Origin of the sequence: Pseudorhodoplanes sinuspersici, assembly GCF_002119765.1 — a bacterium.
GTDB lineage: Bacteria > Pseudomonadota > Alphaproteobacteria > Rhizobiales > Xanthobacteraceae > Pseudorhodoplanes > Pseudorhodoplanes sinuspersici.
The window spans coordinates 122,862-135,474 of sequence record NZ_CP021112.1; the positions used below are offsets into that span (position 1 = coordinate 122,862).

General features: G+C 63.8%; 11 protein-coding genes. 6 read left to right on the forward strand and 5 right to left on the reverse strand.

The genetic code is table 11. From position 1 onward, the window contains the following. Window positions 1–24: 24 nt before the first annotated feature. The gene (locus CAK95_RS00590; protein WP_086086059.1) at window positions 25–756 is read left to right on the forward strand and encodes an outer membrane protein; all 732 of its coding nucleotides are present in this window, start codon (window positions 25–27) and stop codon (window positions 754–756) included. A gap of 55 nt (window positions 757–811) precedes the next feature. On the opposite strand, the gene CAK95_RS00595 is transcribed toward CAK95_RS00590, so the two are convergent. The 4 genes from CAK95_RS00595 to CAK95_RS00610 are packed head-to-tail and all read right to left on the reverse strand — an operon-like array spanning window position 812 to window position 3,589. Continuing rightward, the gene (locus CAK95_RS00595) at window positions 812–2,068 is read right to left on the reverse strand and encodes a CCA tRNA nucleotidyltransferase (protein WP_086086060.1); all 1,257 of its coding nucleotides are present in this window, start codon (window positions 2,066–2,068) and stop codon (window positions 812–814) included. Next, the gene (locus tag CAK95_RS00600) at window positions 2,065–2,328 is read right to left on the reverse strand and encodes a DUF6111 family protein (protein WP_086086061.1); all 264 of its coding nucleotides are present in this window, start codon (window positions 2,326–2,328) and stop codon (window positions 2,065–2,067) included. Before CAK95_RS00600 ends, CAK95_RS00595 begins: the two co-directional genes overlap by 4 nt. Continuing rightward, complete coding sequence (locus tag CAK95_RS00605) at window positions 2,325–2,990, reverse strand: CoA pyrophosphatase (RefSeq protein ID WP_086086062.1); 666 nt, start codon at window positions 2,988–2,990, stop codon at window positions 2,325–2,327. Before CAK95_RS00605 ends, CAK95_RS00600 begins: the two co-directional genes overlap by 4 nt. Beyond that, complete coding sequence (locus CAK95_RS00610) at window positions 2,990–3,589, reverse strand: DUF1285 domain-containing protein (RefSeq protein ID WP_086086063.1); 600 nt, start codon at window positions 3,587–3,589, stop codon at window positions 2,990–2,992. Before CAK95_RS00610 ends, CAK95_RS00605 begins: the two co-directional genes overlap by 1 nt. A gap of 348 nt (window positions 3,590–3,937) precedes the next feature. On the opposite strand from CAK95_RS00610, the gene CAK95_RS00615 reads away from it, so the two are divergent. Genes CAK95_RS00615 through CAK95_RS00630 form a run of 4 tightly spaced genes read left to right on the forward strand, consistent with a single transcriptional unit; the run spans window position 3,938 to window position 10,855 of the window. After that, entirely contained in the window at window positions 3,938–4,945 is a 1,008-nt protein-coding gene (locus CAK95_RS00615; protein ID WP_086086064.1) for an AAA family ATPase, read from the forward strand. 3 nt (window positions 4,946–4,948) lie between these two features. Further along, entirely contained in the window at window positions 4,949–5,899 is a 951-nt protein-coding gene (locus CAK95_RS00620; protein WP_086086065.1) for a DUF58 domain-containing protein, read from the forward strand. Beyond that, window positions 5,896–8,772 carry a DUF4159 domain-containing protein gene (locus CAK95_RS00625; RefSeq protein ID WP_086086066.1) on the forward strand — a complete coding sequence of 959 codons (2,877 nt, stop codon included), beginning with the start codon at window positions 5,896–5,898 and terminating at the stop codon, window positions 8,770–8,772. Before CAK95_RS00620 ends, CAK95_RS00625 begins: the two co-directional genes overlap by 4 nt. A 16-nt stretch (window positions 8,773–8,788) precedes the next feature. After that, a complete protein-coding gene (locus tag CAK95_RS00630; RefSeq protein WP_086086067.1) occupies window positions 8,789–10,855 on the forward strand; it encodes a hypothetical protein in 2,067 nt (688 codons plus the stop codon). Window positions 10,856–10,918: 63 nt separating this feature from the next. On the opposite strand, the gene CAK95_RS00635 is transcribed toward CAK95_RS00630, so the two are convergent. Further along, on the reverse strand, window positions 10,919–11,428 hold the full coding sequence (locus CAK95_RS00635) for a GNAT family N-acetyltransferase (protein ID WP_086086068.1): 510 nt from the start codon (window positions 11,426–11,428) through the stop codon (window positions 10,919–10,921). 156 nt (window positions 11,429–11,584) lie between these two features. Between CAK95_RS00635 and CAK95_RS00640 the strand changes: the two genes are divergently transcribed. Then, window positions 11,585–12,565 (forward strand): glutathione S-transferase family protein, encoded by a 981-nt coding sequence (locus CAK95_RS00640; protein ID WP_086086069.1) that lies wholly within the window; start codon window positions 11,585–11,587, stop codon window positions 12,563–12,565. Window positions 12,566–12,613: the final 48 nt, after the last annotated feature.

Genomic DNA, 12,613 nt, shown 5'->3' on the forward strand with positions numbered 1-12,613 from the left:
CCAAAACAATGCGGGGGACTTTCTATGCGTTATCTTTCGACCATCGTGGCTGCTGGCCTCGTGCTGGGCACCGCTCAAGTCGCTTCGGCGGCTGACCTGGGCCGCCCGGTCTACAAGGCTGCGCCGCCAGTCGTGATGGCTTACAACTGGTCCGGCTTCTACGCCGGTATCCACGGCGGCTATGGCTGGGGTGAACTCGGCTCCAACGTCTTCAGCGGCAACGCCAAGCAGGACGGTTGGTTTGGCGGCGGCCAGATCGGCTGGAACTGGCAGGGCGCTGGTTCGCCATGGGTGTTCGGCGTCGAAGTCGACTCGGCCTGGGCGAACATCAAGGACGACGTGTCCGCCAATCTCGGCGGTGGTGTCGTTGCCAACGCGTTCAGCGAGATGGACTATTTCGGCACCGCTCGTCTGCGTGTCGGTTACGCGGTTGACCGCGTCCTGTGGTACGCAACCGGCGGTCTCGCCTGGGGTCATAATGAAATCGGTGCGAGCGTTGCGGGCCCCGGCTTTGCTGCTGGCGCCACCTCAGCCAACACGCACATCGGTTTCGCCGTTGGCGGCGGCCTGGAATGGGCTCTCGTCGACAACTGGACGGCCAAGGTCGAGTACCTCTATCTCGACTTCGGCAGCGAAAACTACTTCGGTGGCCCAGCCGCCGGCGGATTCGACGCCGACCTGAGCGCACACACCGTGAAGGTCGGTCTGAACTATCGCTTCGGCTACGGCAAAGGCCCGGTCATCGCGAAGTACTAATCGGACGGATCGTCCCGATCTTGAAAGCCCCGGCCTTGGCCGGGGCTTTTTTATTTTAGTCTTTGTTGGGTTCGGGATCCGCTTTCAATGCCTCGTCGACCATGGCCGCAATCGTGACCTGATCCTGCGGGAAATCGGCCGCGATCCAGGCGGCTTCCGCGGCGCGCAGCGCCGCGCCGAGGCCTGGGCCCTTTGCGATCCCGCGGGCGATCAGGTCACTCGCGGAGATTGGCAGCGACGGCACCGGCCAGTGCCCGGGCAAGGCGAAAAGATCGCGCCAGCGCGTATCGTCGGTTGCGTCCTGCGACCGGCTCCAGGCTAGCAGCACCCGGTCGAGGAACTTCGCAGGCCCCAATCGATAGAGCAGCGCTCGTGCCGCGGCGGGCTTCATTGCGCCGCTGATGCGCCACCAGCCATCCGCCATCGACAGCAACCGCTGAGCTTCACCGTTCGACATCCGCAGCCGCTGGAATAACCGTTCGGCGTCTTCCGACACGAACAGCGCCAAGGCGCCTAACCGCCGCACCGCATCCGGCGTGAGCTCCAAAGCGCTCTCGATCCGGACCATCTTGTCCAGCGATCCCGGCAAGGGGACGCCACCCAGGATGCGCACCAGCAATCCTATCTCTGCCATCTCGGCGACCGCCGGAACGGCGCGGTTTGCGACCAGCAGCTTGAGCAATTCGGCGCGTACCCGCTCGCGCGATAGCGTCTCCATCCCCTCGCGTCCGGCGATACATGCAGCCAGCGCCGCTTTGTCGGGTTCGCCTTCGCCATAAGCAGCGCGGAAACGGAAGAACCGCAGGATCCGCAGATAATCCTCTTCGATCCGGGTCACCGCATTGCCGATGAAGCGAACATGCCGCGCCTTCAGATCGGCCAATCCGCCAACGTAGTCATGCACAATGCCGTCGCGCGACGCCGATAATGCATTCATGGTGAAGTCGCGCCGCTCGGCATCGCGTTTCCAGTCGCGGCCGAAAGCAACCCTGGCCTTGCGGCCATAGGTCTCCACATCTTCACGCAGCGTGGTCACTTCAAACGGCTGCCCGTCGACCAGCAACGTCACCGTGCCGTGATCGATGCCGGTCGGCACCGTGCGGATACCGGCCTGTTTGGCACGGCGCATCACCTCATCAGGCAAGGCCGTGGTCGCGACATCGATTTCGCCGACCGGCAAACCCAGCAAGGCATTGCGCACAGCCCCACCGACAGCCCGCGCTTCCTCGCCATCGCGATCAAGAATGTCGAACACGCGCGCGAGCGGCCCGTCAGTCAGCCACGCAGCATCGGCCAGACGCTGCTCGGTCATTTGAATTGCCCGGGAACGAGCCTTCCGTCTTCCATATGCGGGGGCACGTATTTCGAACCGGCCGGATGCCCAGTCCAGTGCGCAAGCAAAAAGAAACTGCCAAACAGAAGCAGCAGCGCAATGATCGTCAGGATGCCGAGGACGCGCAGATTCCAGGCCGATGCGTCAATAACACCATTGCGCGTGGCCATCAGAAACAGCGCATAGATGGCAAACGGCGCAACGAACAGCAGCAATTCCGTCAGGATCGGCCGGATCATGCGCCGTAGATCCTCTCGTATAAATTCCTGAAAATACCCGCCGTCACGCCCCAGATATAACGTTCGCCGAAGGGGATCGCATAATAGGTGCGCATCAGGCCCTGCCACTCGCGACTATGGGTCTGATGATTGGCCGCTTCCATCATGAAGGACAGCGGCACCTCGAATGCATCGTCGACCTCGCCGGGATTGAGGGTCAGCGAAAACTCCGGGCGCACACGCGCCACCACCGGCACGATGCGATAGCCGAGCGTCGTCATATACACATCGAGATAGCCGATCGGATCGATCACATCGGCAGCCAATCCGATTTCCTCATCGGCCTCGCGCAGGGCGGCAGCCAGCGGCGTCGCGTCGGTCGGATCGATCTTTCCTCCCGGAAACGAGATCTGGCCGGCATGTTGCGGCAGATGCGCGGTGCGCTGGGTCAAGAGCACCATCGGCTCATTGCGATCGACAATCGGAATCAACACGGCAGCCGGCTTGATCGGACGCACCGCGGCCATCGCTTTCGATACCGGATCGAGATCGTGATCGCCGCGCGATGGCACAGCATCGGGGTCGGACAAACCAACAGGCTCTTTCAACGTCAGCACACGTCGGGCGCGGTCGAAGAAATCGCTGTGCGGGATATCCCGGGATGGGGCGGACGCCGGCGTCATCAGGTCAATTCCTTCAATGCGTCAGCCTTGGCCATCGGAAAGAACTCGCCGCCTGATTCAACGCCGAACATGGGCTCCCCATTGACATCGCGTTCCTCGCCCAGCGCCACCAGATCGTAAAACAGCGCGCGCGTCACTTTCGCCCACAGATCGCGCCTGACATGGAGATAGGGTTTCAGCCCACCGGACGAGATTTCCGGCTCGAAGCGCAAGCCATGATCGGCATCACAGATGACCCAATCATCAACATTGGTCCGGAAAAGCAAGCGCGAGCCCGCGGACGTGCTGTCCTGCCGCATCTCGACCGCGAGAAAGGGAGCGTCCTCGACAATGATCCCGATTTTTTCGACCGGCGTCACAAGAAAGTATTTGTCATGTTCACGTTTGAGCACCGACGCAAACAGCTTGACCAGTGGCGCACGGCCGATCGGCGTTCCGAGGTAGAACCAGGTGCCGTCCGACGCGATCCGGATATCGAGGTCCCCGCAATAAGGCGGGTTCCATAAATGCACCGGGGGCGGGCCTTTTTCACCAGTCTCGCGGATCGCTGCGGCAACCCCATCCAGCCCGCCGGTATCCTTCTGCCTTTGCTTCGCCATGGTTTGCCTTGACCCTGTCGTCACCCCCTGGAAACGGAGTTTTCCCCTGCGTGCAGATGATCACCGCCAGATGACCGGTCACCAGCGAAAATTAGCGTAAGCTGCTGGAAATCGGGATCTGATGGGGAGATTCGGCGTGCCATTTCGAGCCTTCCCAGTCTTCACTGGCGCGCTTGTTGCATCGTTTCCCGTAGATATATGGCCTAGAGCATGATGCCGAAAAGTACGAAGCGGTTTTCGGACAACATGATGCTCTAATGTATTGGAATTGATCACGTTTATGATCTTGGATGGATTCTACCCAAAACCCTCGTGATCTAACGGCGGGACGACAGAAGGAGCAAACGGATGCCGGTATCCGGTGAAAGCCTCGATAAGCTCGAAGACATGATCGTCCGCGCCGCCGAAACCACGGCCGCCCATGCGCGGGCCGCCAAGGACGCCGTCGGCACCGTCATCTTTGGTCAGGACAAGGTCGTCGAACAGGCGCTGATTACCATCCTCTCGGGCGGACACGCGCTGCTCGTCGGTGTGCCCGGTCTCGCCAAGACGAAACTTGTCGAAACCATGGGCGTGGTCCTCGGCCTCGATGCCCGCCGCATCCAGTTCACGCCCGATTTGATGCCGTCGGACATTCTGGGTTCGGAGGTGCTTGAGGAAAATCCGGGCGGCAAGCGCAGTTTCCGGTTCATTCCGGGACCGGTCTTCGCCCAGTTGCTGATGGCCGACGAAATCAACCGCGCCTCGCCGCGCACCCAATCGGCGCTGCTGCAGGCGATGCAGGAACTGCATGTCACCGTTGCCGGCGCACGCCACGATGTGCCCAAGCCGTTCCACGTCCTCGCAACCCAGAACCCGCTCGAGCAGGAAGGCACCTATCCGCTGCCGGAAGCCCAGCTCGACCGCTTCCTGATGCAGATCGACGTCGATTATCCCGACCGCGATGCCGAACGCCGGATGCTGTTCGACACCACCGGCGCCGAAGAAGCCAAGCCGAGAGCGGCGATGACCGCCGACGAACTGATTGCGGCGCAACGCCTGGTGCGGCGTCTGCCGGTCGGCGAATCCGTCGTCGAAGCCATCCTTGCTCTGGTCCGTTCGGCCCGTCCCGGTGCTGACGCCGATGATGCGACGAAATCCATCGCCTGGGGACCAGGGCCTAGAGCCAGCCAGGCGCTGATGTTGGCGGTGCGTGCACGCGCATTGCTCGACGGCCGTCTCGCGCCATCCATCGATGACGTCGTGGCGCTCGCAGAGCCGGTGCTGAAACACCGTATGGCGCTGACTTTCGCTGCACGTGCCGAGGGCGAAACGGTCGAGGCCGTGATCGGCCGGTTGAAATCGCGGTTAGGGTGATCGATGGCGGTCGAGCCAGACGCTCGTAAACTGGAAAATGATGCGGTCCGTCTTGCCAGCGGCAAGTCTCGTACACTTGCCTCAAGCCTGCCGCGGCTGATCCTGGAAGCGCGCCGTATCGCTGCGACCGTGATTCACGGATTGCACGGCCGGCGCCGCGCCGGATCGGGCGAGAATTTCTGGCAATATCGGAGATTCACATCCGGCGAGCCGGCGCGCCGCGTCGACTGGCGCCGTTCGGCGCGTGATGATCATCTGTATGTGCGCGAGCGGGAATGGGAAGCGGCGCATACCGTGTGGATCTGGCCGGACCGGTCGGCCTCGATGATGTTCACCTCGCCGCTGGCGAGCGAGAGCAAACTCGACCGCACGCTCGTGGTCGCCTTTGCGCTGGCGGAAATTCTGGTCCAGGGCGGCGAACGTGTCGGCATTCCCGGCCTGATGCGCCCGACCGCCAGTCGCAATGTCATCGACAAGATGGCGCAGGCGATGCTTCACGACCTTACCGAACGCGACAGCTTGCCGCCGTCCTTCGCGCCGGCGCCATTGTCGGAAGTCGTCATGCTGTCGGACTTCTGGAGTCCCATTCCCGAATTCAGGCAGACGCTTGCGCAATTGTCCGGCGCGCGGGCCGGCCTGCATGTCATTCAGATCGTCGATCCGGCCGAGGAGACATTCCCGTATTCCGGCCGCATCGAGTTCCTCGAACCCGAAGGGTTCGGCAGCGTGATTGCCGGCCGCGCCGAGACCTGGCGTGACGATTACGTCCGCAAGCTCGCAGACCATCGCGCCGCCATGCGCGAAGACACCGGCCGGCTGGGCGCCAGCTTCATCATTCATCGCACCGATCGTCCCGCGAGCGAGATCGTTCTCGCGCTGCATGCACGCATGGGTCAGGTCGATGTCGCCGCGGGCGCTCAAGCCAGAAATCCTGAAGTGGAGGTTCGCCCATGATCGGCGGATTGCCGCTTGGTTTTGCGCAGCCGCTGGTGCTGCTCGGCCTGCTCAGCCTGCCGGTGCTGTGGTGGCTGCTGCGGCTCATTCCGCCGCGTCCGCAACGTCTCGCGTTTCCGCCCGCGCGATTGTTGTTCGATATCGCACCAAAGGAAGAAACGCCGGCGCGGACGCCATGGTGGCTGACGCTGCTCCGCCTGTCGCTGGCCGCGTTGCTGATCTTCGCCGCGGCCGGCCCGTTGTGGAATCCATCCGTTGCAACATCGGGCGGTTCGACACCGGTCGCCTTGCTGATCGATGACGGCTGGGCGGCGGCATCGACCTGGGACGCACGCATCCGCACCGGCGAAGACATCCTGTCCCGCGCCGAAGCCGACGGACGCTCCGTTGCGATCATCGCCATGTCGGAGGCCGGCCGCGGCATCACATTACAGACCGCTGCTGCTGCACGCGTGCAACTGCGTCAATTGACGCCGAAGCCGCATGCGGTCGAACGCACCGAAGCGCTCCCGGCGTTGTCGCGCTTCCTCAACGCAACGCCGGACGCAGAACTGGTCTGGCTGTCGGATGGCACGCATCTCGGACGCGCGGACGAGTTCATCTCCGGTCTGTCGGGCCTGATCGGCTCGCGCACCATGACCGTGGTCGAAGGCGGCGTACCCCAGACCCTCGCGCTCAATGCCGCCAACAATGCCGCCGGGGCTTTGACGGTCAAAATACAGCGCGCCACCGCTGGCGCTGCGCAAGGCGGTATCGTGCGTGCGCTCGACCTGAAGAGCCTGCCGCTCGGCGAAGCCCGCTTCGACATCAAAGCCGGCGAACGCGAGGCGGCGGCCACGTTCGATCTGCCGGTTGAAATCCGCAACGACATCGCGCGTCTTGAAATCGCCGGTGAGCGCTCCGCAGGCGCTGTGCAATTGCTCGACAAGCGCTGGCGGCGGCGCAGCGTCGGCGTCATCACCGGCGCCACCGCGGACACCGCGCAGCCGTTGCTCGCCTCCACCTTCTATCTGCAGCGCGCCTTGTCGCCCTTCGCCGATGTGCGGATGGGCGATCGCGTGTCACCGTCCGACGCCGTGTCCCGCTTTCTCGATCAGAATATTCCCATGCTGATCCTCGCCGATGTCGGTAATGTCGTCGGCACCGCGCGCGAGAGGCTGACAAAGTGGGTTGAGGACGGCGGCGTGCTGGTGCGTTTTGCCGGACCAAGACTGGCTGCGTCGGACGACGATCTCGTCCCGGTGCGCCTGCGTCGTGGCGGGCGTACGCTCGGCGGTTCGTTGTCGTGGGAGAAGCCGCAGCCTTTGTCGGCCTTCGCGCATGACGGCCCGTTCGGTGGCATGGCGGTGCCGGGTGACGTTACGGTCAGCCGGCAAGTTCTTGCGGAGCCCGATGCGGGGCTTGCTGAGCGAAGCTGGGCGACCCTCAATGACGGCACGCCGCTCGTGACCGGCGCACGCCGGGGCAAGGGCATGGTCGTCCTGTTCCATGTCACCGCCGATACGCGCTGGTCCGATCTGCCGCTGTCAGGGGCGTTCGTCGACATGCTGAAGCGGCTCGTAGCGCTCGCAGGCTCAAACGTGACGGCTGAACAGGCCAATACCGAACGCGACCGCGAGACGCTGGCGCCGGCGCGCACGTTGGACGGCTTCGGCGCCTTCACTGCGGCACCCGGCAGCGCCAAGCCAGTCCCCGCGAACTATGCAAGCCGCGCGACGGGCGAGTTTCCGCCGGGCTTTTACGGACCACCGGAAGGATTGCTGGCCGTGAACACACTGACCGCGGCCGACACGCCGGAAGCTCTTGATGTTTCGCCGCTGAATGCACGCCGCGATGTCTATCGCCTGAGCGAACCGGTTGATCTGCGCGGGCCAATTTTCCTCGCCGGCCTCGCGCTGCTGCTGATTGATGCGCTGGTGGTGTTCTGGCTTGCAGGCGGCATCAGCCGTTTGACGCGGCAACGCCGGCGCGCGGCCGCCACTGGCATTGCGATCGCGCTCGCGTTGTCGAACATGTCTTTCCATTCTCCGGCGCAAGCGCAGACGCTGCCGCCGCAACAACGGCAGGCCGCAGCACCGGCAAAGCCCGGCCTGTCCGCTGCCGACGAATTCGCCATGAAGTCGGCGCTGGAAACGAAGCTCGCTTATGTCGTCACGGGCGATACGGAAACCGACGCCGTCAGCAAGGCCGGCCTCAATGGATTGACGCTGTTCCTGGCGCAGCGCACCGCGCTGGAAGCCGGCGAAGCCGTCGGTCTCGACATCAGCCGCGATGAACTCAATTTCTTTCCGCTGATCTATTGGCCGATCGTGGCGAATGCGCCCAAGCCTTCGCCCGAAGCGCTGGCGCGCATTGACGCTTACATGAAGCAAGGCGGCACGGTGCTGTTCGACACACGCGACGCAATCATGGCGCCGCCCGGCCCCGGCGGCGAATCGCGCAGCCCCGGCATGATGGCGCTGCGGCAGATTCTCTCTGCGCTCGACATTCCCGAACTCGAGCCGGTGTCGAAGGATCATGTGCTCACCAAGACGTTCTTCCTGCTGCGCGATTTTCCCGGCCGCTTCAATGGCGGTCAGCTCTGGGTGGAAGCCTTGCCGGCGCAGGACGATCCTGACAGCGAAAGCGAAACGAGCCGCCCTGCTCGCGCGGGCGACGGCGTGTCTTCGATCCTGATCACCTCGAACGATCTCGCCGGTGCATGGGCGATGCGGCCTGACGGTCAGCAGATGCTGCCGATGGTGGCGAATGAGCCCCGGCAGCGTGAGATGGCCTACCGCGCCGGCGTCAACATCGTGATGTACACGCTGACCGGCAACTACAAGGCCGACCAGGTTCACATCCCGGCGCTGCTGGAGCGGCTGGGGCAATGAACGGACACAACGCCTTATGAACTTCGGCATCGCCTTCGCGCCATTGGTCCCGGCCTATGTATTATGGGCCGCCGGCATCGTTGCGCTGATCATATCGGCGATGCTGCTCTTCATCCGCAGCCGCGGCGCACTGATGCGCGCCACCGCCTTCGCGCTGCTGATCCTCGCTTTGGCGAACCCGTCCTTTACGCGCGAAGATCGCGATCCCATTCCCTCCGTCGTCGCTGTCGTGATCGACAAGAGCCCGAGCCAGAGCTTCGGCGAGCGCGCGAAACAGACCGAGGAAGCGCGCACCGCGCTGAACGAGCGGCTGGCGCGCATCCCCAATCTCGATGTGCGCGTGGTCGAAGCCGGTGTGGCCGATGGCGAAACCGATGGCACGCGATTGTTCAATGCGCTCGGCGCCGCGCTGGCCGATGTGCCCCCGGATCGCATTGCCGGCGCGTTCATGATCACTGACGGCCGCGTGCATGATGTGCCAACCGATGCCGCTGCGCTGGGTTTCGCGGCGCCATTGCATGCACTGGTCACCGGCGTCGCCAACGAACGCGATCGACGAGTCGTGCTGACCACCGCGCCGCGCTTCGGCATTGTCGGCCAGTCCCAGACCATCGCCTTCCGCGTCGAGGATCAGGGCGTCGGTCCCTCCTCAGCTCGCATCACCGTGCGACGCGACGGCGAACAGATCGAAACGCGCAACGTCAATACCAATGCGCCGGTGCGCGTGCAGATCCCGATCCCGCATGCCGGGCCGAATATCGTCGAGATCGAAGCCTCGCCGTTGGAAAACGAGTTGACGCCGGTCAACAACCGCGCGGTCGTGTCGATCGATGGCGTGCGCGACAAGCTGCGCGTGCTGCTGGTCTCCGGCGAACCGCATGCCGGTGAGCGCACCTGGCGCAACCTGCTCAAATCCGACGCCTCGGTCGATCTTGTGCATTTCACCATCCTGCGGCCACCGGAAAAGCAGGACGGCACGCCGATCAACGAACTATCGCTGATCGCCTTCCCGACCCGCGAATTGTTCCAGCAGAAGATCGGCGAGTTCAATCTGATCATCTTCGATCGCTACGCGCGCCAGGGCGTGCTGCCTGTCGTCTATTTCGACAACATCGCCCGCTATGTCCGTGACGGCGGCGCGGTGCTGATTGCAGCGGGTCCCGATTATGCGAGCCAGACCTCTCTCTGGCGCACGCCGCTTGATGCCGTGCTGCCGGCCGAGCCGAGCGGCACGATGATCGAGCGGCCGTTCCATGCCCGCCTGAGCGACATCGGCAAGCGCCATCCGGTCACCCGTGCGCTGGACGGCGCCGGCGAAGAACCGCCGCATTGGAGCCGCTGGTTCCGCCTGGTCGACACCCGCAGCAGCCAGGGCAATGCGGTGATGGAAGGCCCGGACGGCAAGCCGCTGCTGGTGCTGTCGCGCGAAGGCGAAGGCCGCGTGGCGCTGCTGCTCTCCGATCACATCTGGCTCTGGGCGCGCGGCTTTGAAGGCGGCGGCCCGCATCTCGATCTGCTGCGCCGTCTGTCGCACTGGCTGATGAAGCAGCCCGATCTTGAGGAAGAAGCTTTGCGCGTCGTTGCGCGCGGCCGCGCTCTCGCGATCGAGCGTCAGACGATGGCGGAGACGGTCGAACCGGTGACGGTGACCACGCCATCCGGCGAAACGCGCACCGTGACGTTACAGCAGGCCGAGCCCGGCCTGTGGCGTGGCGAGACGCCAGCCAACGAGCTTGGCCTGTGGCGCGCGACCGACGGCAAGCTGACCACGCTGGTGAATGTCGGCCCGGCCAATCCGCGCGAATTCGCGGAAGTCACATCGACCACCGACGTGCTGCGCCCGCTCAGCCATGCGACGGGCGGCGATGCACGGCGGCTGGACGACAATGGCTCGCTCACCGTCCCGCGCATCGTCGGCGTGCGATCGAGCGAAACCTTCCGCGGCGACGACTGGATGGGTCTGAAGCTGCGCGACGCCTCCGTGCTGCGCGGCATCGGCGTGCTGCCGATCTTTGCCGGCATCCTCGGCCTGTTGCTGCTGATCGGCTCGCTGGCCGCCACATGGGCACGCGAAGGCCGATAAATCGGCCTTCGATGGCATGCGAGGGGCGGTAACTCTTCTGTCCCTCCCCGTTGGGGGAAGGGATCAAACCTCCGGCCAGTCCGGCAGGACCGCGCCTTTCACGCCCTCGAAAGCGCCCTCTGTCAGTTCGACCACCAGCAGGCGCGCCGGGTCAACAGGTCCCGGCATTTGCACCCGGCCGCGCGGGACGCGCTTGAAGCCGACACGAGCGTAATAGGGCTCATCTCCAACCAGGATGATCAGGGTGTGGCCGCGCTCCTTGGCGTTGGCCAATGCCCGCTGCAAGAGCGCAAGGCCGATGCCGCGATCACGGAAAGGCGGCTCCAGCGTCAGCGGGCCAAGCAGCAGCGCCTTGGTGCCTCCAATCCGCACCGGCGACAGCCGCACCGACCCGACCAGCAATGTACCGATCCGCGCGGTGAAGGACAGATCGCGGTCATGGCCGACACCCTCGCGGATGCGGAAGGCCGTGCGCGCGAATCGTCCCGGGCCGAAGGTGCGCTCGTGCAGACGTTCGATCGCCAGCGCGTCGTCTTCGGTTTCCGGCAGGATGGTGATGGAGAGATCGGTCATTCGGCATCGATCATGGCGGGACGGCTCGCCGCTTAGCACCTGCCGGGGCCGAAATCCATTGGCCCCTGCATTGATTTGCATGGACAGCGCCAAATTCCGCCCTTGGCGCCTCCTCCCGATCCCGCCATATCAGGCTTCACAAACAGGGAGCGCGCGATGGGTTTCTTTCTTGACGGCATCTGGCACGATCAGTGGCACAACACCGGCGCGACCAAGGGCCGCTTCCAGCGCGAAGCCACGCGCTTCCACAACTGGATCACCGCCGACGGCGCCGCAGGCCCGACCGGCGAAGGCGGCTTTACGGCAGAGGCCGGCCGCTACCATCTCTATGTCGCGCTCGCCTGCCCCTGGGCGCATCGCACGCTGATCTTCCGTAAGCTGAAGAAACTGGAAGATCTCATTTCGGTCTCGATCGTGTCGCCGATGATGCTGGACAGGGGCTGGACCTTTAATAAAGACGAAGGCTCGACCGGCGACCACCTGCACGGCGCGGAGACGCTCGGCGACATCTATCTCAAGACCAATCCGAAATATTCCGGCCGCGTCACCGTACCGGTGCTGTGGGACAAAGAGCGCCACACGATCGTCAACAATGAATCGTCGGAGATCATCCGCATGTTCAACAGCGCCTTCAATGCGCTGACGGGTGACACGACAGATTACTATCCGGAGGCTCTGCGCGCCGAGATCGATGCGATCAACAAGCGTGTGTACGAAACGGTGAACAACGGCGTCTATCGCTGCGGGTTCGCGACGACGCAGGAGGCCTACGACGAAGCCTTCGCGCAGTTGTTCGAAACCCTGGATATGCTGGACGGGCGGCTCGGCGCGCAGCGCTATCTCGCCGGCAGCACGATCACCGAAGCCGACTGGCGGCTATTTCCGACATTGATCCGCTTCGACGCGGTCTATGTCGGTCATTTCAAATGCAATCTGCGCCGGATCGACGACTATCCGAACTTGTCGAACTACATGCGCGAGCTTTATCAATGGCCGGGCATTGCCGAGACGGTCAACATCGATCAGTACAAGCAGCATTACTACGGCAGCCACAAAGGCATTAATCCGACCGGCATTATCCCCCTTGGCCCGGCGCTGGACTTCAACCGCCCGCACGATCGCGGGCGGTTTGGATAAAGCGTTTTCGAGCGAAGTTACATACCGGTTCGCGTGAAGAAAACGCGT